At 70.7% G+C, this 20,864-nt stretch carries 19 protein-coding genes; 12 read left to right on the forward strand and 7 right to left on the reverse strand.

Annotated features, from left to right (window positions below; genetic code table 11):
- Window positions 1-63 precede the first annotated feature (63 nt).
- From rapZ to AWH51_RS09270, 8 genes are all read left to right on the forward strand, one after another.
- Window positions 64-939, forward strand: coding sequence for an RNase adapter RapZ (gene rapZ / locus AWH51_RS09235; RefSeq protein WP_063071785.1), 876 nt, complete (start codon window positions 64-66; stop codon window positions 937-939).
- A 29-nt stretch (window positions 940-968) separates the two neighbouring features.
- Window positions 969-1,949: a DNA-binding protein WhiA gene (gene whiA / locus AWH51_RS09240; protein WP_063071786.1), complete on the forward strand. Its 981-nt coding sequence runs from the start codon at window positions 969-971 to the stop codon at window positions 1,947-1,949.
- A 188-nt stretch (window positions 1,950-2,137) separates the two neighbouring features.
- Entirely contained in the window at window positions 2,138-2,764 is a 627-nt protein-coding gene (locus AWH51_RS09245; RefSeq protein WP_063071787.1) for a superoxide dismutase, read from the forward strand.
- A gap of 124 nt (window positions 2,765-2,888) precedes the next feature.
- Window positions 2,889-3,896: a type I glyceraldehyde-3-phosphate dehydrogenase gene (gap, locus tag AWH51_RS09250; RefSeq protein WP_063071788.1), complete on the forward strand. Its 1,008-nt coding sequence runs from the start codon at window positions 2,889-2,891 to the stop codon at window positions 3,894-3,896.
- A gap of 6 nt (window positions 3,897-3,902) precedes the next feature.
- A complete protein-coding gene (locus tag AWH51_RS09255; protein WP_063071789.1) occupies window positions 3,903-5,117 on the forward strand; it encodes a phosphoglycerate kinase in 1,215 nt (404 codons plus the stop codon).
- On the forward strand, window positions 5,108-5,911 hold the full coding sequence (gene tpiA, locus AWH51_RS09260) for a triose-phosphate isomerase (protein WP_063071790.1): 804 nt from the start codon (window positions 5,108-5,110) through the stop codon (window positions 5,909-5,911). The genes AWH51_RS09255 and tpiA overlap by 10 nt, the downstream gene beginning before the upstream one ends.
- Before the next feature lie 139 nt (window positions 5,912-6,050).
- Entirely contained in the window at window positions 6,051-6,302 is a 252-nt protein-coding gene (gene secG / locus AWH51_RS09265) for a preprotein translocase subunit SecG (RefSeq protein ID WP_012038429.1), read from the forward strand.
- 11 nt (window positions 6,303-6,313) lie between these two features.
- The gene (locus tag AWH51_RS09270) at window positions 6,314-6,682 is read left to right on the forward strand and encodes an RNA polymerase-binding protein RbpA (protein ID WP_053774592.1); all 369 of its coding nucleotides are present in this window, start codon (window positions 6,314-6,316) and stop codon (window positions 6,680-6,682) included.
- A gap of 159 nt (window positions 6,683-6,841) precedes the next feature.
- On the opposite strand, the gene pgl is transcribed toward AWH51_RS09270, so the two are convergent.
- The 6 genes from pgl to tkt all read right to left on the reverse strand — a co-directional run bounded on the left by pgl (window position 6,842) and on the right by tkt (window position 15,134).
- Window positions 6,842-7,612, reverse strand: a complete 771-nt coding sequence (gene pgl, locus AWH51_RS09275) for a 6-phosphogluconolactonase (RefSeq protein ID WP_063071791.1) — start codon at window positions 7,610-7,612, stop codon at window positions 6,842-6,844.
- Entirely contained in the window at window positions 7,609-8,607 is a 999-nt protein-coding gene (locus tag AWH51_RS09280; RefSeq protein ID WP_063071792.1) for a glucose-6-phosphate dehydrogenase assembly protein OpcA, read from the reverse strand. Before AWH51_RS09280 ends, pgl begins: the two co-directional genes overlap by 4 nt.
- Window positions 8,604-10,145, reverse strand: coding sequence for a glucose-6-phosphate dehydrogenase (zwf, locus tag AWH51_RS09285; protein ID WP_063071793.1), 1,542 nt, complete (start codon window positions 10,143-10,145; stop codon window positions 8,604-8,606). The genes AWH51_RS09280 and zwf overlap by 4 nt, the downstream gene beginning before the upstream one ends.
- A 38-nt stretch (window positions 10,146-10,183) precedes the next feature.
- Window positions 10,184-11,779 carry a hypothetical protein gene (locus AWH51_RS09290; RefSeq protein ID WP_063071794.1) on the reverse strand — a complete coding sequence of 532 codons (1,596 nt, stop codon included), beginning with the start codon at window positions 11,777-11,779 and terminating at the stop codon, window positions 10,184-10,186.
- Window positions 11,776-12,891, reverse strand: a complete 1,116-nt coding sequence (gene tal / locus AWH51_RS09295; RefSeq protein ID WP_063071795.1) for a transaldolase — start codon at window positions 12,889-12,891, stop codon at window positions 11,776-11,778. Before tal ends, AWH51_RS09290 begins: the two co-directional genes overlap by 4 nt.
- 152 nt (window positions 12,892-13,043) lie before the next feature.
- Entirely contained in the window at window positions 13,044-15,134 is a 2,091-nt protein-coding gene (tkt, locus tag AWH51_RS09300; protein ID WP_063071796.1) for a transketolase, read from the reverse strand.
- Between the two features lie 173 nt (window positions 15,135-15,307).
- Here tkt and AWH51_RS09305 point away from each other — a divergent pair, with 173 nt between their 5' ends.
- Window positions 15,308-16,228: a heme o synthase gene (locus AWH51_RS09305; RefSeq protein ID WP_063071797.1), complete on the forward strand. Its 921-nt coding sequence runs from the start codon at window positions 15,308-15,310 to the stop codon at window positions 16,226-16,228.
- Between the two features lie 404 nt (window positions 16,229-16,632).
- Here AWH51_RS09305 and AWH51_RS09310 read toward each other — a convergent pair whose 3' ends face one another.
- On the reverse strand, window positions 16,633-17,643 hold the full coding sequence (locus tag AWH51_RS09310; protein WP_063071798.1) for a COX15/CtaA family protein: 1,011 nt from the start codon (window positions 17,641-17,643) through the stop codon (window positions 16,633-16,635).
- Window positions 17,644-17,907: 264 nt separating this feature from the next.
- Here AWH51_RS09310 and sufB point away from each other — a divergent pair, with 264 nt between their 5' ends.
- Genes sufB through AWH51_RS09325 form a run of 3 tightly spaced genes read left to right on the forward strand, consistent with a single transcriptional unit; the run spans window position 17,908 to window position 20,855 of the window.
- The gene (sufB, locus tag AWH51_RS09315) at window positions 17,908-19,326 is read left to right on the forward strand and encodes a Fe-S cluster assembly protein SufB (RefSeq protein WP_012038419.1); all 1,419 of its coding nucleotides are present in this window, start codon (window positions 17,908-17,910) and stop codon (window positions 19,324-19,326) included.
- Window positions 19,327-20,538, forward strand: a complete 1,212-nt coding sequence (gene sufD / locus AWH51_RS09320) for a Fe-S cluster assembly protein SufD (protein ID WP_175345501.1) — start codon at window positions 19,327-19,329, stop codon at window positions 20,536-20,538.
- Window positions 20,535-20,855 carry a non-heme iron oxygenase ferredoxin subunit gene (locus AWH51_RS09325; protein ID WP_015490400.1) on the forward strand — a complete coding sequence of 107 codons (321 nt, stop codon included), beginning with the start codon at window positions 20,535-20,537 and terminating at the stop codon, window positions 20,853-20,855. Before sufD ends, AWH51_RS09325 begins: the two co-directional genes overlap by 4 nt.
- The last annotated feature ends 9 nt before the right edge of the window (window positions 20,856-20,864 follow it).

Raw genomic sequence — 20,864 nt, forward strand, 5'->3', positions numbered from 1 at the left:
CCGGGGTCGTGGGTCGCACCTAGACTGGATCCACCGACAGCGCGACGAGAGGTGCAAGCCCGCATGAGCGTGGAGAACCCCCAGCAGGACGTCATGATCGTCACGGGCATGTCCGGCGCGGGCCGCTCCACCGTCGGCAACGCGCTGGAGGACCTCGGCTGGTACGTGGTCGACAACCTCCCGCCGCAGATGCTCAAGCCGCTCGTCGAGCTCGCCGGCCGTGCGGGCACGTCCCTCCCCAAGATCGCCGCGGTGGTCGACGTCCGCGGGGGCGACTTCTTCTCGGAGCTCCGCGACATCCTCCAGACGTTCGGCACGGGTCCCCGGCTCCGGGTCCTCTTCCTCGAGGCGACCGACGCGGCGCTCGTGCGGCGCTTCGAGCAGGTGCGCCGACCGCATCCGCTCCAGGGCAACGGCACGCTGCTCGACGGCATCGCGGCCGAGCGCGCGCGCATGATCGAGATCCGCGAGGCCAGCGACCTCGTCATCGACACCTCCGAGCTCAACATCCACCAGTTGGCCACGGCCATCACCGAGCAGTTCAGCGGCGCGGACGACGCCGGCGTGCGCGTCACCGTCATGAGCTTCGGCTTCAAGTACGGGACCCCGGCGGACGCCGACATGGTGGCCGACATGCGATTCCTGCCGAACCCGTTCTGGACCCCGGAGCTCCGCCCGCTGACGGGTCGTGACAAGGCCGTCAGCGAGTACGTGCTGGGCCAGGAGGGGGCTGAGGAGTTCGTCCGGGCCTACGCCCGCGCGCTCTCCCCGGTGCTCGCGGGGTACCAGCGCGAGAACAAGAGACACGCTACGATCGCTATCGGCTGTACCGGCGGCAAGCACCGCTCGGTGGCCGTCGCCGAGGAGCTCTCCAGCCTCCTCCGCGCCCTTCCCGGCGTCGCTGTCAGCACGAAGCACCGCGACCTCGGCCGGGAGTAGGGCACCCATCTCATCAAGGGAGTAAGCATTTGCCTCTGACCTCGGACGTCAAGGAAGAACTGTCACGCGTCGAGGTCAGCAAGACCACGGTGAGGGCCGCCGAGCTGGCCACCATCCTGCGCTTCTCCGGCGGGCTCCACCTCATCTCCAACCGCATCGCGGTGGAGTCAGAGCTCGACACCCCCATGCTGGCCCGCCGCGTCCGCAAGGACCTCGCGGAGCTGTACGGAGTGCGCAGCGACATCTCGGTGGTCCCGGCCTCCGGCATGCGCCGCGCCACGCACTACCTGGTCCGCGTGATGGAGGGCGGCGAGACGCTCGCCCGCCAGACGGGCCTGCTCGACGCCCGCCGTCGCCCGATCCGCGGCCTCCCGAACCGCCTCACCACGGGCTCGCGCGAGGAGATCGCGGCCGTCTGGCGAGGCGCGTTCCTCGCCGCAGGCACCCTCACGGATCCGGGGCGATCGGCCGCCCTCGAGGTCACCTGCCCGGGCAACGAGGCCGCCATGGCGCTCGTCGGCGCCGCCGGCCGCCTCGACGTCAGCGCCAAGGCCCGCGAGGTCCGCGGCGTGCACCGCGTCGTGATCCGCGACGGCGACGCCATCGGGCAGATGCTGCGCGTCATGGGCGCCCAGGGCACCGTCCTCAACTGGGAGGAGATGCGCCAGCGCCGCGAGGTCCGCGCCACCGCGAACCGGCTCGTCAACTTCGACGACGCGAACCTCCGCCGCTCCGCCCAGGCCGCCGTCGCCGCGTGCGCGCGTGTCGAGCGGGCCATGGAGATCCTCGGCCCGGACATCCCGGAGCACCTCAAGTACGCGGGCGACCTCCGCCTCCGGTTCCGCGACTCCAGCCTCGACGAGCTCGGCCACCACGCCGACCCGCCCATGACGAAGGACGCCGTCGCGGGCCGCATCCGCCGCCTGCTCGCCATGGCCGACAAGAAGGCCGTCGACGAGGGCCTCCCGGGCACCGACGCGAACCTGCCGGCCGACCTCGACGACGTCTGAGCCGCTGCCGCGACCCCTCCGATCCGGGCATCTGCGCCGTGCCGAGCCCGCACCGGGCCGCGGTGACCCGCCGGACGCCGGACGTCATCCGGCCAGGTGGCGCGGAGGGCCGCCGGACTAGACTCGACCCGTCACCCACCCCCGGCCTGTGGCCGGGAGCCCCCGGGCAATGAAGAGGAGATACACCTATGGCTGACTACACTCTCGTCGACCTCCCGTACGACTACTCGGCCCTCGAGCCGAGCATCAGCGGCCGCATCATGGAGCTGCACCACGACAAGCACCACAAGACGTACGTCGACGGCGCGAACACCGCCCTCGTCAAGCTGCAGGAGGCGCGCGACGCCGGCGACCTGACCTTCGTCAACAAGCTGCAGAAGGACCTCGCGTTCAACCTCGCGGGCCACGTCAACCACACGGTCTTCTGGAACAACCTCAGCCCGGACGGCGGCGACAAGCCCACCGGCGAGCTGGCCGCCGCCATCGACGAGTTCTTCGGCTCGTACGAGAAGTTCCAGGCGCACTTCACCGCGTCGGCCCTCGGCATCCAGGGCTCGGGCTGGAGCATCCTCGCGTGGGACTCCCTCGGCGAGAAGCTCATCATCGAGCAGCTCTACGACCACCAGGGCAACCTCGCCGCGGCGACCGTCCCCATCCTGCTGCTGGACATGTGGGAGCACGCCTTCTACCTCGACTACGTCAACGTCAAGGCCGACTACGTCAAGGCGTTCTGGAACATCGTCAACTGGGCCGACGTGCAGGCGCGCTTCGAGGCGACCCGCACGAAGACGCAGGGCCTCTTCCTCCTCTCGTAGCCGCATCCGCGGGAGGCCGGCCGGGAGACCCCGGCCGCCCGCGGACATCGCACGCCGGGACTCCCGCCCCGGACCTCCACCACCCACCCGCCGCCTCCGCGCGCGCAGAACCCCAGGAGAACTCGTGACCGTCAAGATCGGCATCAACGGCTTCGGCCGCATCGGCCGCAACTACTTCCGCGCAGCGCTGGCCAAGGGCAGCGACATCGAGATCGTCGCGGTGAACGACCTCACCGACAACAAGGCGCTCGCGCACCTGCTCAAGTACGACTCCATCACCGGCCGCCTCGACGCCACGGTCGAGCTCGACGGCGACAACATCGTCGTCAACGGCAAGGCCATCCGCGTCCTCGAGGAGCGCGACCCCGCGAACCTCCCCTGGGGCGAGCTGGGCGTCGAGATCGTCATCGAGTCCACGGGCCGCTTCACCAAGGCGGAGGACGCGCGCAAGCACATCACCGCCGGCGCCAAGAAGGTCCTCGTCTCCGCGCCCGCCACGGGCGACAACGTCGCGACCCTGGTCCTCGGCGTCAACGAGGGCACCTACGACCCCGCCACCCACGACGTGATCTCCAACGCGTCCTGCACCACGAACTGCCTCGCGCCCCTCGCCAAGGTCTTCCTCGACGAGTTCGGCATCGAGCGCGGTCTCATGACGACGGTCCACGCCTACACGGCCGACCAGAACCTGCAGGACGGCCCGCACAGCGACCTGCGCCGCGCCCGCGCCGCCGCCGTCAACATCATCCCCACGTCGACGGGTGCCGCCAAGGCGCTCGGCCTCGTCATCCCGGAGCTCGTCGGCAAGCTCGACGGCTACGCGCTCCGCGTGCCCGTGCCCACCGGCTCGATCACCGACCTCACCATCGAGACCACGGCGAACGTCACGGTCGAGCAGGTCAACGCGGCGTACAAGGCCGCCGCCGAGGGCCCCCTCAAGGGCATCCTCAAGTACACCGAGGACCCGATCGTCTCGAGCGACATCGTCAACGACCCGCACTCCTCGATCTTCGACGCCGGCCTCACGAAGGTCATCGGCAACCAGGTCAAGGTCGCGTCGTGGTACGACAACGAGTGGGGCTACTCCAACCGCCTCGTCGACCTCACCGAGTACGTCGCCGACCGCCTGTAACCGGCCGTGGCACTCCGCACCATCGACTCCCTGGGGGATCTCCGGGGACGCCGCGTCATCGTGCGCTGCGACCTCAACGTCCCCCTGAAGGACGGCGTGATCGGTGACGACGGGCGCATCCGCGCCTCGCTGGGGACCCTCACGGGTCTCCGCGAGGCCGGGGCCCGCGTCGTCGTCATCTCGCACCTCGGCCGCCCCGACGGCACGCCCGACGAGAAGTACAGCCTCCGTCCCGTAGCGGCCCGCCTCGGCGAGCTGCTGGGCGCCGACGTGGCATTCGCGACCGACACCGTGGGCGACTCGGCCCGTGCGGCCGTCGACGCGCTCGGCGACGGCGACGTCGTCGTGCTCGAGAACCTCCGCTTCCACGCGGAGGAGACCAGCAAGGACGAGGCCGTGCGCCGCGGCTTCGCGGAGTCGATCGCCCAGCTCGGGGACGCGTTCGTGTCCGACGGCTTCGGCGTCGTGCACCGCAAGCAGGCCAGCGTGTTCGAGCTCGCCTCGGCGCTCCCCAGCGCCGCCGGCTCGCTCATCGCGAGCGAGCTCGAGGTCCTCGACCGCCTGACGGAGAACCCGGAGCGGCCCTACACGGTCGTCCTCGGCGGATCCAAGGTGTCCGACAAGCTCGGCGTGATCGGCCACCTGCTGCCGCGCGTCGACTCGCTGCTCATCGGCGGCGGGATGCTGTTCACGTTCCTCAAGGCGCAGGGCCACGAGGTGGGCGCGAGCCTCCTCGAGGAGGACCAGGTCGAGACCGTCAAGGGCTACCTGGCCGAAGCGGAGGAGCGCGGCGTGAAGATCGTGCTCCCCACCGACGTCGTCGTCGCCGACGGGTTCTCCGCCGATGCCGCCCACCAGGTCACGCGTGCCGACGCGATCGAGGAGACGCCCGCGGGAGCGAAGGGGCTGGGGCTCGACATCGGGCCCGAGACCGCCGACGCGTTCGCGGGCATCATCCGCGGTTCCACGACGGTGTTCTGGAACGGCCCCATGGGCGTCTTCGAGCTGGAGCCGTTCGCGGCCGGCACGAAGACGGTCGCCGACGCGCTCACTCGCGTCGAGGGGCTCTCCGTGGTCGGCGGCGGCGACAGCGCCGCAGCCGTCCGCGCGCTCGGATTCGATGATGACCGCTTCGGTCACATCTCGACCGGAGGCGGCGCGAGCCTCGAGTTCCTCGAGGGGAAGCGCCTGCCGGGACTGGAGGTCCTCGGATGGCAGTGACCGATCGCCCGCAGGGGCGCACGCCCCTCATCGCGGGCAACTGGAAGATGAACCTGGATCATCTCCAGGCCATCGCGTTCGTGCAGAAGCTCGCCTGGAGCCTCAAGGACGCCAAGCACGACTCGACGGACGCGGAGGTGGCGGTGTTCCCGCCCTTCACCGACATCCGCAGCGTGCAGACGCTGGTGACGGCGGACAAGCTCGAGATCGCCTACGGCGCGCAGGACGTGTCCGCGCGTGCGTCGGGCGCGTACACGGGTGAGATCTCCGCGTCGTTCCTGGCGCAGCTCGCCTGCCGGTACGTCATCGTCGGCCACTCCGAGCGGCGCACGCTGCACGGCGAGACCGACGAGCAGGTGGCCGCGAAGTCGGCGGCCGCCGTGCAGCACGGCATCGTCCCGGTGATCTGCGTGGGCGAGACCGCGGCGGACCTCGAGGAGCACGGCGCGAGCGCCGTCCCCGTGGCCCAGCTGCGCGTCGCGCTCCAGGGTCTCCCGAAGGGCGCCGACGTGGTCATCGCCTACGAGCCCGTCTGGGCCATCGGATCCGGCAAGGCGGCCACGCCCGAGCAGGCGCAGCAGGTGGCGGCGCCCCTCCGGGCCGTCGTCGCCGAGCTTCTCGGCGACGAGGCGGCCGCGGTGACGCGGATCCTCTACGGCGGCTCGGTCAAGTCCGGCAACATCGCGGGATTCCTCCGCGAGCCCGACGTCGACGGCGCGCTCGTCGGCGGCGCCAGCCTCGACGTCCAGGAGTTCTCCGCCATCGCGCGGTTCCGCTCCCACGTCGGGGTCTGATCCGCGGGTGTCCACGAGCCGTTCGCGTCCATCCGGGCGCGGGCGGCTCGCCGCATCCAGGCGCCCGCTATAATCGACAGCGGCCCATCGGCCGTTCACCGGTCGAATCGGCCACAGCACCGCACCCGAAAGGCCGCACGTGGAAATCCTCCAGGTAGTCCTGCAGGTGGTTCTGGGAATCACCAGCCTCCTGCTGACCATGCTCATCCTGCTGCACAAGGGGCGGGGCGGCGGTCTCTCCGACATGTTCGGGGGCGGCACCACGTCGAGCCTCGGCTCGTCGGGCGTGGCCGAGCGGAATCTGAACCGCATCACCGTCATCCTCGGCCTCGTCTGGGTCACGTGCATCGTGGTCCTCGGGCTGATCACCAAGTTCGACACCGGATTGTAGGGAGCAGCCACATGGCATCAGGAGGAAGCGCCATCCGCGGTTCGCGCGTCGGCGCGGGCCCCATGGGCGAGCAGGACCGCGGCTTCCACGCGGAGCGCATCTCGATCTCGTACTGGGACGCCCTCGGCAACGAGACCGTCCGCCACTTCGCGGCGAACCTGCCCGAGGAGGAGATCCCCGAGACCATCGACTCCCCGCAGTCGGGTCTGCCGGCCGGGCGCGACAAGGCCAACCCGCCGTCGGTCGCCAAGCTCGAGCCCTACAAGACGCACCTCGCCTACGTGAAGGAGCGTCGCAGCGAGGAGGAGGCGAGCCAGCTCCTCGAGGAGGCGCTGGAGCAGCTCCGCGCCCGCCGCGGCACCGTGAAGGCCACCAAGTAGCCCACCGCACCGCGTCATCACGACGAACGCCCCCGTCCATCGGACGGGGGCGTTCTCCGTTCCGCGTGTGCGGCGGGCGGCCGGGTGGACGACGACGGGCGGGCCTCACGAGGAGACCCGCCCGTCACGGCATCGTCCGGCTCGCACCGGCTGCCGTCGTCAGTAGGACGACAGCCGGAGGTTCTCCGGCACGTCCGCAGCGGCCTCGCGGTCGATGAAGAACACCGTCCGCTTGCGGCCCTTGATGCCGGCGACGGGCACCTCGGTGCGGTCGGCTCCCGCGAGGGCGAGACCCAGCGCGAACGCCTTGTCCGGACCCGCGAGCACCATCCAGATCCGGAGCGACGAGTTGAGCACCGGCAGCGTGAGGGAGATGCGCTCGGCCGGCGGCTTCGGGGAGTTGCGCACGCCGATGACCGCGGCGTCCATCGTGCGGATGCCCTCGCTGTCCGGGAACAGCGACGCGACGTGACCGTCCGGCCCGACACCCAGGAAGGTGATGTCGAAGCGGGGGAGGGTCGTCTCGCCGTTCGCGTGCTCGGCGAGCTCCTCCGTGTACGCCGCGACGGCCTCGTCCAGGCTCGAGCCCTGGTCGCTCGCGCCCATGGCGTGGACGTTCTCGGCGGGCAGGTCGATGTGGTCGAGCAGGGCCTCGCGCACCGTGGTGTCGTTGCGCTCGGGGTCGCCCTGCGGGAGCCAGCGCTCGTCGCCGAACCAGAAGTGGACGCGGGTCCAGTCGACGCTGTCGCGCGCCGCGGACTCGTTCACGGCCGCGAGGATGCTCGGGCCCACCGTCCCCCCGGTGAGGACGACGTTGGCCGTCTCCTCCTCATCCAGGATGTCGACGAGCTTCGTGAGGAAGCGCGCGGCGACGGAGCCGGTCATGGCCTTCTTGTCGGGGTGCACGAGCACCCTGCGGTCGTTCGTCATCGGTCGGCCGAGTCCTTCCGTGCGGTGGTGGACGCGGTGATGTACCCCTGGCCCGCGGTCGACCGCTCGAGGCCGTGACGGATCACGTCGCCGTAGAGCGAGTCGGGGTCGAGGCGCCGGAGCTCCTCGGCCAGGCAGTCCCGGAGGCTGCGGCGCGGGAGGCTCACATCGTGCGTCGGCTGGTTCGGCTGCTTGAGCGTCGCCACGTTCGCGATGGGCCGGTCGAGGTCGATCACGCCGGACGCGCGGTGGAGCCGCACGCCGTGGATCCCGCTCGAGCCCGTGGCCCGGGTCGTGACCTCGTGCAGCACCGGGACCTGCAGCTGCAGGCCCAGCCACGCGGCCAGCAGCACGGTGGAGGGGGAGTCGGCGGCGCCGGACACCTCCACCTGCGTGACGGGCTCGTACGGCGGCTGGTCGAGAACCGCGGCGAGCAGCGCCCGCCACAGGGTGAGACGCGTCCAGGCGAAGTCCGTGTCGCCCGGCGCGTACGTCTCGGCCAGGTGCTGCAGGGCCACGCGCGGGTTGCTGCTCGTGGACGAGTCCGTGATGCGGCGCTGCGCGATGCGGCCGAGCGGCGACTGGCTGACGACCGCGGGCGCGTCGTGCGGCCACCACGCCACGACGGGCGCGTCGGGGAGGAGGAGACCGGTGACCAGGCTCTCCTCGTCCTCGGCGGCCGCGCCGTACACGCGGAGCACGACGACCTCGCTCGCGCCGGCGTCGCCGCCCACGCGGATCTCCGCGTCGACGCGAGCCGACTCGGCCGTCGTCGCCGTCTGCGTGCCGCGCTCGGTGGAGATCACGATGACGCGCATCGGGTGCTCGCGCGACGCGTCGTTGGCCGCCTCGATGGCCTCCTCCTCGCTGCCGTGCGACGTCGAGATGACGAGCGTCAGGACGCGGCCGAGGGCGACCGCGCCGCCCTCCTCGCGGATCTTGACGAGCGCCTTCGAGATCTTGGCGGTGGTGGTGTTCGGCAGATCGACTCTCATGGCCGCCTCCAGGTCCGTCCGTCGCGGGCGAGGAGCTCGTCGGCCGAGGCCGGCCCCCAGGTGCCCGGACGGTACTGCTCGGGCTGGCCCTGCGTGCGCCAGAATTCTTCGATGGGGTCCAGGATCTTCCAGCTCAGCTCGACCTCCTGGTGGCGGGGGAAGAGCGGCGGGTCGCCGAGCAGCACATCGAGGATGAGCCTCTCGTACGCCTCCGGGCTCGCCTCCGTGAAGGCGTGGCCGTAGCCGAAGTCCATGGTGACGTCGCGCACCTGCATCCCCGCGCCCGGCACCTTGGAGCCGAAGCGGATGGTGACTCCCTCGTCGGGCTGCACCCGGATGACGAGGGCGTTCTGCCCGAGCGCCGAGGTCTGGTCCTCCGCGAAGAGGTTCTGCGGCGCGCGCTTGAACACGACCGCGATCTCCGTCACGCGGCGGCCGAGGCGCTTGCCCGCCCGAAGGTAGAACGGCACGCCGGCCCAGCGTCGGGTGTTGATGTCGAGCCGCATGGCCGCGTAGGTCTCGGTCAGGGACTCGGGGTCCATGCCGTCCTCGTCGAGGAAGCCCACGACCTCCTCGCCGCCCTGCCATCCGCCGGCGTACTGCCCGCGGGCGGTGGCGGTGGAGAGGTCCTTCGGCAGGCGCACCGCCGACAGCACCTTCTCCTTCTCGTCCCGGAGGCTCGACGCGTCGAACGCGACGGGCTCCTCCATGGCCGTGAGGGCGAGGAGCTGCAGGAGGTGGTTCTGGATCACGTCGCGCGCCGCGCCGATGCCGTCGTAGTACCCGGCACGACCGCCCACGCCGATGTCCTCGGCCATGGTGATCTGCACGTGGTCGACGTAGTTCGCGTTCCACAGGGGCTCGTAGAGCTGGTTGGCGAAGCGCAGCGCCAGGATGTTCTGGACCGTCTCCTTGCCCAGGTAGTGGTCGATGCGGAACACCGAGTCCGGCGGGAAGACCGTCTCGACGACCGCGTTGAGCTCGCGGGCCGTCTTGAGGTCGCTGCCGAAGGGCTTCTCGATGACGACGCGGCGCCAGTGGCCCTCCTTCTGCTCCGCGAGTCCCGAGCGGCGGAGCTGCTCGGTGACCAGCGGGAAGGACTTCGGCGGGATCGACAGGTAGAACGCGTGGTTCCCCATCGTGCCCCGCTCGCGGTCGAGCTCCTCCGTGATGTCCTTCAGCGTCTGGAACGCCTCGTCGTCGTCGAAGGTGCCCTGCACGAATCGGATGCCCTGGGCCAGCTGGCGCCAGACGTCCTCGTCGAACTTGGTGCGCGAGTACTGCTTGACGGCCTCGTACACGACCTGCTCGAAGTCCTGGTCCTCCCAGTCCCTCCGGGCGAAGCCGATGAGCGCGAAGCCGGGGGGCAGGAGCCCCCGGTTGGCGAGGTCGTAGACGGCCGGCATCAGCTTCTTGCGCGACAGGTCACCCGTCACGCCGAAGATGATGAGGCTGCTGGGCCCCGCGATGCGGTTCAGCCGTCGGTCTGACGGGATCCGCAGGGGATTGAATTCCGGGGTGATATCCACCGGCGACATGTAACTCCTCGATCTGCCGGACGGATCCGGCGATGCGGTCATTCGAGCGTCGAGAGCAGAGCCCGGGCGTCCGTGGTGGGGTCGGTCAGGTTCAGTCGCAGGACGGGACGGCCGTGCTCGGCGAGCACGGTGGCGTCGCCGGCGGCCTGCGCCTGGATGAGCTCGCCGAAGGTGAAGGGGCGGTCCGGGATCTCCAGGTCCGACGCCGCGTCCGCGGTGATCTGCAGGAACACGCCGACGGGGGTGCCGCCCTTGTGGAACTGCCCCGTGGAGTGGAGGAACCGCGGTCCCCAGCCGAACGTGACCGGACGGCCGGCCTTGCGGGCCACGGCGTCGCGGAGGCGCTCGAGCTCGGGGAGCGCGAGGCGGTCGACGAACGCCTGGACCGCCACGTAGCCCGTGGGGCCGACGTGCGCGAGGAGGGCGTCGATCGCCGAGGAGACGTCGGTCGCGCCGTCGGTGACGTCGCTCGTGCCGCGGACTTCGATGCCGTCCGTCGTGACGACGGGAGCCTCGGGCGCTGGGCGGTCGTCGAGCAGTCCGCGCGCGGCGACCTTGGCGGCCTCCACGTCGGGCTGGTCGAACGGGTTGATCTCGAGCAGGCGTCCCGCGACGGCGACGGCGTACTCCCACGTGAGGATCTGCGCGCCGAGCGTGCCGCTGATGACGATCTCGCCCTCGGCGGCGTCGTGCGCGTCGACGTCGGCGACGAGCCGCGCGATCTGCAGGTCGGCCAGGCCGAGCGAGAGCTCGGGGGCGTCGGTCGGCAGGACGACGGGCAACAGGCCCGTGCCGAGCTTGCCGGTCGACTCCGCGATGAGCTGCTCGACCCAGTCGCCGAAGCCCACGATGTGCGTGCCGTCGGAGACGATGCCGAGCTTGTCCTTCAGCGGCGAGGTGCCGGCGATGGCGGCGCCGAGCACGAGGCCCGGGTTCGACACGTCGTCGACGGCGAGCTGCGCGGACGCGGCCTCCGCCTCGTCGAGCAGGCCGGAGATGTCGGCGCCGGCGAGGCCGGACGGCACGAGGCCGAACGCGGTCAGGGCGCTGTAGCGGCCGCCGACGTCGGGGTCCGCGTTGAACACGCGGTAGCCGTCGGCGCGTGCCGACTCGTCGAGCGGCGAGCCGGGGTCGGTCACGATGACGATGCGGCGGGTCGGGTCGATGCCCGCGTCACGGAACGACTTCTCGTAGACGCGCTTCTGACTGTCGGTCTCGAGCGTGGAGCCCGACTTCGACGAGATGACCACGACCGTGGTGGCGAGGCGGTCGCCGAGGGCGGCGAGGACCTGACCGGGGTCGGTCGAGTCGAGGACGGTGAGCTCGACGCCCGCGGTGCGGGTGATGACCTCGGGCGCGAGCGAGGATCCGCCCATGCCGCCGAGGACGACATGGTCGACGCCCTCGCCGCGGAGCTCCTCGCGGAGCGCCGTGATCTCGGCGACGAGCGGACGCGAGACGGAGACCGCCTGCGTCCAGCCGAGGCGCTTGGTGGCCTCGGACTCGGCGTCGGGCCCCCAGAGGGTGCCGTCGAGGCCCGTGATGCCGGACGCGACGTGCGCCTCGACCAGCGCGGGCACGTGGGTCTCGACGGCCGTGGCCGCCGCGCCGCTCAGCGCGATGCGGACGCTCACTTGGCGCCGTCCAGGGCGTTGGTGACGGTCTCGATGAGCTCGCTCCACGACACCTTGAACTTCTCGACGCCCTCCTTCTCGAGGAGCTCGGTGACCTCCTTGTAGGAGATGCCGAGCGAGTCGACCTCGTTGAGGACCGCGTTCGCGGCGTCGTAGGAGCCGGTGATCGTGTCGCCCTCGATGACGCCGTGGTCGGCGGTCGCGTCGAGCGTCTTCTCCGGCATCGTGTTGACGACGTCCGCGGCGACGAGCTGCGTGACGTAGAGCGTGTCGGGCAGGTCGGGGCTCTTCACGCCCGTCGAGGCCCAGAGGGGACGCTGCTTGTTGGCGCCGGCGCCGAGGAGGCCCTGGGCGCGCTCGGACGCGAAGGACTGCTCGAACGCCTGGTAGGCGAGCTGCGCGTTGGCGACGCCGGCCTTGCTCTTCAGCGCGGTGGCCTGCTCGGTGCCGAGCGCGTCGAGGCGCTTGTCGATCTCGGTGTCGACGCGCGACACGAAGAAGGACGCGACGGAGTGGATGGTCGACAGGTCGATGCCCGCCGCCTTCGCCTTCTCGAGGCCGGTGAGGTACGCGTTGATGACCTCGCGGTAGCGCTCGAGGCTGAAGATGAGCGTGACGTTGACGCTGATGCCGGCGCCGATGACCTCGGTGATCGCCTCGAGGCCCTCGCGGGTCGCGGGGATCTTGATCATGACGTTGGGCTCGGCGATCTTGTCCCACAGCTTGTGGGCCTCGTCGATGGTCGCCTGCGTGTCGTTCGCGAAGTCGGGGGAGACCTCGATGGAGACGCGGCCGTCGAATCCGGCGGTGCGGTCGTAGACGGGGCGGAAGATCCGGGCCGCCTCGCCGACGTCGCGGGTCGTGATCTCGAAGACCGCGCGGTCGACGTCGGCGCCGTCGGCCGCGAGCTCGCGGACCTGGGCGTCGTACGCCTCGCCCTTGGCGAGGGCGGAGGCGAAGATGGTGGGGTTGGTCGTGATGCCGACGACGTCGCGGTCGGCGATCACCTTCTCGATGCCCTTGGCGTCGATGCGCTCGCGGGACAGGTCGTCGAGCCAGATGCTGACGCCGGCGGCGGAGAGCTGCGCGGTGGGGGATGTGGTGTCGGTCATTGTGCCTTCTTCATGCTGGTTGTGAGGATCTCGGGGGAGGGGCGCACGCGTGCGCCCCTCCCGGGTACCCGATCGACGCGCCGGTGGGGGCGCCGATCCGGGCGGGCCGGCGGGGAGCGGAGCAGCTCTGCCGCCCCGCTCCTCGTCAGCTTCTAGAGGGAGGCGATGGACTCCTTTGCCGCCTTCACGACGGCCTCGGTGGTGATGCCGAACTCGCGGTAGAGGACCTCGTACTCGGCGCTGGCGCCGAAGTGCTCGATCGAGATGCTGCGGCCGTGGTGCCCGACGTACTGCTTCCAGGAGAGCGAGATGCCCGCCTCGACGGAGACGCGCGCGGCGACCGCCTCGGGGAGGACGTGCTCCTTGTACGCCGCGTCCTGCTCCTCGAACCACTCGAGGCTCGGGGCGCTGACCACGCGAGCCTGCACGCCGTCCGCGGCGAGGGCCTCGCGGGCCTCGAGCGCGAACTGCACCTCGGAGCCCGTGGCGATGAGGATCACGTCGGGCGTGCCCTCGGTGTCGGCGAGGACGTAGGCGCCCTTCGCGACGCCGGCCGCCGAGGCGTACTCGGTGGCCGTGGCGTCGCCCGTGCCGCGCTCGACGACGGGGAGGTTCTGGCGCGACAGCGCGAGACCCGCGGGGCCCATGCGACGCGTCAGGATCGTCTTCCACGCCTGGGCGGTCTCGTTGGCGTCCGCGGGGCGGATGACGTCGAGGCCCGGGATGGCGCGGAGGCTGGCGAGCTGCTCCACCGGCTGGTGCGTCGGCCCGTCGCCGCCGAGGGCGACGGAGTCGTGCGTCCAGACGAAGATCGACGGCGCCTTCATGAGCGCGGCGAGACGGACCGCCGGGCGCATGTAGTCGCTGAAGATGAGGAACGTGCCGCCGAAGGGGCGCGTGTTGCCGTGGAGGACGATGCCGTTGAGGATCGCGCCCATGGCGTGCTCGCGGATGCCGAAGTGGAGGACGCGGCCGTAGGGGTCGCCCTTCCACATGTCGGTGGAGCGCTCGGCGGGGACGAAGGACGGCGCGGACTCGATGGTCGTGTTGTTCGACTCGGCGAGGTCGGCGGAGCCGCCCCACAGCTCGGGCATGACCTCGGCGATGGCGTTGATGACCTTGCCGGACGCGGCGCGCGTGGAGACGTCCTTGCCCGCGGGGAACACGGGGAGCGCCTCGTCGAGGCCCTCGGGGGCGTCGCCGGCGAGGACGCGGTCGAGCAGCGTCTTGCGCTCGGGGTTCGCCTCGGCCCACGCGGCGAGCTTCTCGTCCCACTCGCGGTGCTGCTGCTGTCCGCGCTCGATCGCCTGGCGGGTGTGCTCGAGGACGCCGTCCGGCACCTCGAAGCTCTTCTCGGGGTCGAATCCGACGATCTGCTTGACGGCCGCGAGCTCCTCGGCGCCGAGGGCGGAGCCGTGGATCTTGCCCGAGTTCTGCTTCTTCGGGGAGGGCCAGCCGATGATCGTCTTGAGGATGATGAGCGAGGGCTTGCGCGTCTCGGCCTTGGCGGCCTCGACGGCGTCGAACAGCTCCTGGACGTCCTCGACGTACTCGCCCGTCTTCTTCCAGTCGACGTGCTGCACGTGCCAGCCGTAGGACTCGTAGCGCGCGGCCACGTCCTCGGTGAAGGCGATGTCGGTGTCGTCCTCGATGGAGATCTGGTTGCTGTCGTAGATGGCGATGAGGTTGCCGAGCTCCTGGTGCCCCGCGAGGGAGGACGCCTCGGAGGTGATGCCCTCCTGCATGTCGCCGTCGCCGGCGATGACGTACACGAAGTGGTCGAAGGGGCTCTCGCCCGCCGGCGTCTCCGGATCGAACAGGCCGCGCTCGTAGCGGGCTGCGTAGGCGAAGCCGACGGAGGAGGCGAGGCCCTGGCCGAGGGGGCCCGTGGTGATCTCGACGCCGTCGGTGTGGCCGTACTCGGGGTGACCCGGGGTCTTGGATTCCCAGGTGCGGAGGGCCTGGAGGTCCTCGATCTCGAGGCCGTAGCCGCCGAGGAAGAACTGCGTGTACTGCGTCAGCGAGCTGTGGCCCACCGAGAGGATGAACCGGTCGCGGCCGATCCAGGTGCTGTCCGACGGGTCGCGTCGCATGACCTTCTGGAACAGGAGGTAGGCCGCCGGGGCCAGGCTCATGGCGGTGCCGGGGTGACCGTTTCCGACCTTCTCGACCGCGTCCGCGGCGAGGATCCGCGCGGTGTCGACCGCCTTGCTGTCGATGGGGTCCCATTGCAATTCTGCCACTTGGTTCTAGCCCTTCTGAAGATGGGGGGAGGCCCAGCCGGACCGCCTATCAGTATAGGGAACACCCACTCGGCCCTCGGTGTTCCGAGCCCGTCCCGGAGGCCGCCCGCGGCTCGGCTCGCAGGTGCCGTGGCCTACGATGGGGAGGGAATTTCCGGCGAGTTAGAGGTGCGATGAACGTTGCGGTGCAGAGCCGGGTCGATCGGGAGACGATCGGCGTGGCGAGGAAGACCAAGGCGTACGTCGCACTGACGAAGCCGCGCGTCATCGAGCTCCTGCTCGTGACCACCGCGCCCGTCATGATCCTCGCCCAGGGCGGGTGGCCGAACCCGTGGCTGATCCTCGGCGTCCTCGTCGGCGGCACGCTCAGCGCCGGCAGCGCCAACGCGTTCAACTGCTACATCGACCGTGACATCGATCGCGTGATGAAGCGCACGCAGCGCCGGCCCCTCGTCACCGGCGAGCTGTCGGACCGCGAGGCCCTGGTCTTCGCCTGGATCATCGGCGTCGCGAGCATCGTGTGGCTCGGCGTCATCTCGAACTGGCTCGCCGCCGCGCTCTCGCTGGCCGCGATCCTCTTCTACGTCTTCGTCTACACGCTCTGGCTCAAGCGCCGCACGCCGCAGAACATCGTGTGGGGCGGGGCCGCCGGGTGCATGCCCGTCCTCATCGGCTGGGCCGCGGTCACGGGCGACATCTCGTGGGCGCCCGTCATCCTCTTCATGATCGTGTTCCTCTGGACGCCGCCGCACTACTGGCCGCTGTCGATGAAGTACCGCGACGACTACGCCTCGGTGAACGTGCCGATGCTCGCGGTCGTCCGCGGACGCGCGGCCGTGGGCCTCCAGACCATCCTGTACGCGTGGGCCACGCTCGCCTGCTCGCTGCTGCTGATCCCGGTCGCCGGCATGGGCCTCGTCTACACGCTCGCGGCCCTCGCGGGCGGCGGCTGGTTCGTCTACGAGACCCACCGCCTGTACGACCTCGCGGTGCGCCACGAGCCGATCAAGCCGATGCGCGTGTTCCACGCCTCCATCTCGTACCTGTCGCTCCTGTTCCTCGCGGTGGGCATCGACCCCCTCCTGCCCTTCTGATCCGCACGGTCTCGACGGGGTCGCCCGCGGTGAGCGTGGGCGGCACCCGCGGGTCCGCCGTCTGACGCCTCGTCGGCCCCGACCGCGGAGCCCGCGCCCCGGACCGCATCCGCCGAGGGCAGGCGGATCGGACCGGGCGCCGTGCGTGCCGAGGAGCGGGGTGTCGCCCTGGGGCTCCCGCGGCCGCATGCGGTCCGCACATGGTCACCGGTGTCGCCCCGTGATGCCCGCGCCCGGCACGCGCCCCGGGCGCGGTCGGCGGCGCCTCATGCTCCCGCCCGGCTCTCCGACCGGTCCGCGCCGGTCCGGCTCGCGGCATCGGCCTGCGCCCGTCGCCCGACATGACGACGCCCGCCCGAGCGGTGCTCGGACGGGCGTCGACAGGAGGGCGGGATGCGCCGGGATCAGCCCACGTGGGCCGCGCGGCGCACCTCGGCGGGCGTGAGGCGCAGCGTGTCCGCGCGCCGCGTCGTGCTCAGCAGCGTCGCCGTCATCGCGGAGGCCAGCAGGCAGGCGAGCACCATGTGCAGGCCCACCAGGAACTCCGGGAGTCCCGTGCGCGCCTGGATCAGGCCCACGGCGATCTGCACCAGCTCGACGGCGAGCAGCACGCGCGTCCAGCGGGAGACCGCCGGCCAGCGGTGACGCGCCGCGATGACGACGAGCGCGACCGTGAGGCCGAAGGTCGTGTACGCCGGCCAGCTGTGCACGTGCTGCAGCAGCTCCGGGTCGAGCCCGTTGCGCGCGGCGCCGCGGTCGCCGGCGTGGGGACCGGATCCGGTGACGACGATGCCGACGAGGATCGTGACGCCCACCACGGCGGCGGTCACCCGGGCGAGCGCGAGGAAGGAGGCGGGGACCGAGCGCTCCGCCTCGTCGAGCGGGTGGTACGTGCGCCACACCAGCACGGTGGAGAGCACCACGAGCACCACCGAGACGACGAAGTGCAGGCCCACGATGTACGGGTTGAGGCCGGTGAGCACCGTGATGCCGCCGATGACGCCCTGCGCCGGGATGCCGAGCCCGATGGCGAGCGCGAGGGAGAAGAGCCCCCGGCCGCGGTTCCGCAGCCGCAGGACCGCCAGGAACGTGGCGATCGCGACGATCACGAGCACGAAGGTGAGCAGGCGGTTGCCGAACTCGATGATCCCGTGCACGCCCATCTCGGGCGTGGAGACGAAGGAGTCGGCGGTGCATCGCGGCCAGGTCGGGCAGCCGAGCCCCGACCCGGTGAGCCGGACGAGCCCTCCCGTGCCGACGACGAGCGTCTGCACGACGAGGGTCGTCCAGACGAGGATCCGCGTCGCGCGGGTGATCCCGTCCGGGAGCCTCTCGCGCAGCCTCCTCGCCACCATGGTGGTCTGACCTAGCACGCTCCCACTGGGAGACTGCCCCGCATCGGTGCCGTGAGTCACTGCCTGCCTTCCGCGCCCGCTGGATTGCCCGTAGAGTCGGGTGGTTCATGGAACACGTCGGGCCTTTCGGCGTCCGGCACGTCAGCGAGGACGGCGGGAACAAGTCCACCCGCGTTCGTGTTCATCCTAAGAGGGGTGCGAGGCGTGAAGCCGCGGCATCCCTGAGACCCACAGTCTTCCCCTCGTCACCGAAGCGGCCCCGCCGTGCGAGGGGGTTGCCGATACGGCGCTGATACGCCCAGATCGTCAGGAAAGCAGGTAGCCATGTCAGATGTGCTCATCGACCGACCCGAGCTCGAGAGCCTCGGGCAGTACGAGTTCGGCTGGTCCGACTCCGACGTCGCCGGGGCGTCCGCCAAGCGCGGCATCTCGCCCCAGGTCGTCGCCGACATCTCGCGGCGCAAGAGCGAGCCCGAGTGGATGCTCGCCAACCGCATGAAGGGTTACGAGCTCTTCGGCAAGAAGCCCATGCCCACCTGGGGCGCCGACCTGTCGGGCATCGACTTCGACAACATCAAGTACTTCGTGCGGTCCACGGAGAAGCAGGCCCAGACGTGGGAGGACCTGCCCGACGACATCAAGAACACGTACGAGCGGCTCGGCATCCCCGAGGCGGAGCGTCAGCGCCTCGTCTCCGGCGTGGCCGCCCAGTACGAGTCCGAGGTCGTCTTCCACTCCATCCAGAAGGAGCTCGAGGACCAGGGCGTCATCTTCATGGACACCGACACCGCGCTCCGCGAGCACCCCGAGCTGTTCAAGGAGTACTTCGGCACCGTCATCCCGGCGGGCGACAACAAGTTCGCCGCGCTGAACACGGCGGTGTGGTCCGGCGGCTCGTTCGTGTACGTGCCCAAGGGCGTCCATGTCGAGATCCCGCTGCAGGCGTACTTCCGCATCAACACCGAGAACATGGGCCAGTTCGAGCGGACGCTGATCATCGCGGACGAGGGCAGCTACGTCCACTACATCGAGGGCTGCACCGCCCCGATCTACAAGTCCGACTCGCTGCACTCCGCGGTCGTCGAGATCATCGTGAAGAAGGACGCCCGCGTCCGCTACACGACCATCCAGAACTGGTCGAACAACGTCTACAACCTCGTCACCAAGCGCGCGACGGCGGCCGAGGGCGCCACCATGGAGTGGATCGACGGCAACATCGGGTCCAAGGTCACGATGAAGTACCCCTCCATCTACCTCATGGGCGAGCGCGCCAAGGGCGAGACCCTGTCCGTCGCCTTCGCGGGCCCCGGCCAGCACCAGGACGCCGGCGCGAAGATGGTGCACATGGCGCCGTACACGCAGTCGTCGATCGTCTCCAAGTCGATCGCGCGCGGCGGCGGCCGGGCCGGCTACCGCGGCGAGATCCGCGTGGACGCGGCCGCCCACCACTCCGCCAACACCGTCCGCTGCGACGCGCTGCTGGTCGACACCATCTCACGCTCCGACACGTACCCCGCGATCGACATCCGGGTGGACGACGTGCAGCTCGGCCACGAGGCCACGGTCTCGCGCGTCAGCGAGGAGCAGCTGTTCTACCTGATGAGCCGGGGCATGCCCGAGGACGAGGCCATGGCCATGATCGTCCGCGGCTTCATCGAGCCCATCGCCCGAGAGCTGCCCATGGAGTACGCGCTCGAACTCAACAAGCTCATCGAGATGGGCATGGAAGGATCCGTCGGCTAGATGACGACCCCACTCGCCACCACAGAAGCCCCCGTCCCCGCCGACCAGCACGGCAGCCGGGCGCACACCGACGGAGGGTGGGGCGTCATCCCCATCCAGACCCGCTCCGAGCGCTTCACGTCCACGGACGTCGAGGCGTTCGACGCGGTCACCGGCCGCGAGGCCGTCTGGAAGCTGACGCCCGTCCGCCGGCTCGACGACCTCATCTCGGGTGAGCTCGACGGCACGCGCTACCCGTTCGCCACCACAGGGGGTGAGGGCACGTCCGTCTCCTGGATCGCGCGGGACGACGCCCGCGTCGGCACCGCCGGCGCCCCCGAGGACCGCGCCCAGGCCAACGCCTGGTCGTCCTTCGGGGAGGCGCTCGCCATCGAGGTGTCGGGCGAGCAGCCCGTCACCGTCACGGTCGGCCGCTCCGAGCTCGGCTCGGCGCCCCGCGCGGCGCACACCGTCATCACGGCGGCGCCCTTCAGCCGCGGCGTCGTCATCCTCGACAACGCCGGGTCGGCCTCGCTGGTCGAGAACGTCGAGATCGTCGTCGGCGACCAGGCCGAGCTCACCGTCGTCACGGTGCAGCAGTGGGACGACGAGGCGCGCCACCTCGCCGCGCACCAGGCCGTCGTCGGCCGGGACGCGAAGCTCAAGCACGTGGTGGTGACGCTCGGCGGCTCCATCGTCCGGGTCAATCCCTCCACGCACCTCTCGAACGAGGGCGCCGACGGCGAGCTCCTCGGCGTGTACTTCGCCGACGCGGGCCAGCACCTCGAGCAGCAGGTCTACGTCGACCACGACGCCCCGAACACCCGCAGCCGCGTCACCTACAAGGGCGCGCTGCAGGGGAAGGGCGCCCGCACCGTGTGGATCGGAGACGTGCTCATCCGTCGTTCCGCACCCGGCACCGACAGCTACGAGCAGAACCGCAACCTCGTCCTCACGGACGGCACGCGCGCCGACTCGGTCCCGAACCTCGAGATCGAGACCGGCGACATCGCCGGCGCCGGTCACGCGAGCGCCACGGGCCGCTTCGACGACGAGCAGCTGTTCTACCTCCAGGCCCGCGGGATCACGGAGGAGGAGGCGCGTCGCCTCGTCGTCCGCGGCTTCCTCAGCGAGATCGTGCAGCAGATCGGCGTCCCCGACCTCGAGGAGCGGCTGCAGGCCGCCATCGAGGCCGAGCTGGCCGGGACGAGCACCGGGGCGGTCGTCCGATGACCGCCGTCCGCATCTGCGCCGTCGACGAGCTGGGCGAGAACGAGGCGCTCCGCATCGAGATCGAGGGCCTCGCCATCGCGCTCGTCAAGGACTCCTCGGGCACCGTGCACGCCATCGGCGACACCTGCACGCACGGCGACATCTCGCTGGCCGAGGGCTTCGTCGAGGGCGACACCCTGGAGTGCTGGGCCCACGGCTCGAAGTTCTCCCTCGAGACGGGCAAGCCGCGCACGCTGCCGGCGTACGAGCCCGTCCCCGTCTACCCCGTGACGATCGTGGACGGCGACATCCACATCGACACCACCCCGAAGAGCTAGAGGAACCGC

Source organism: Clavibacter tessellarius, assembly GCF_001618005.1.
GTDB classification, from domain to species: Bacteria; Actinomycetota; Actinomycetes; order Actinomycetales; family Microbacteriaceae; genus Clavibacter; species Clavibacter tessellarius_A.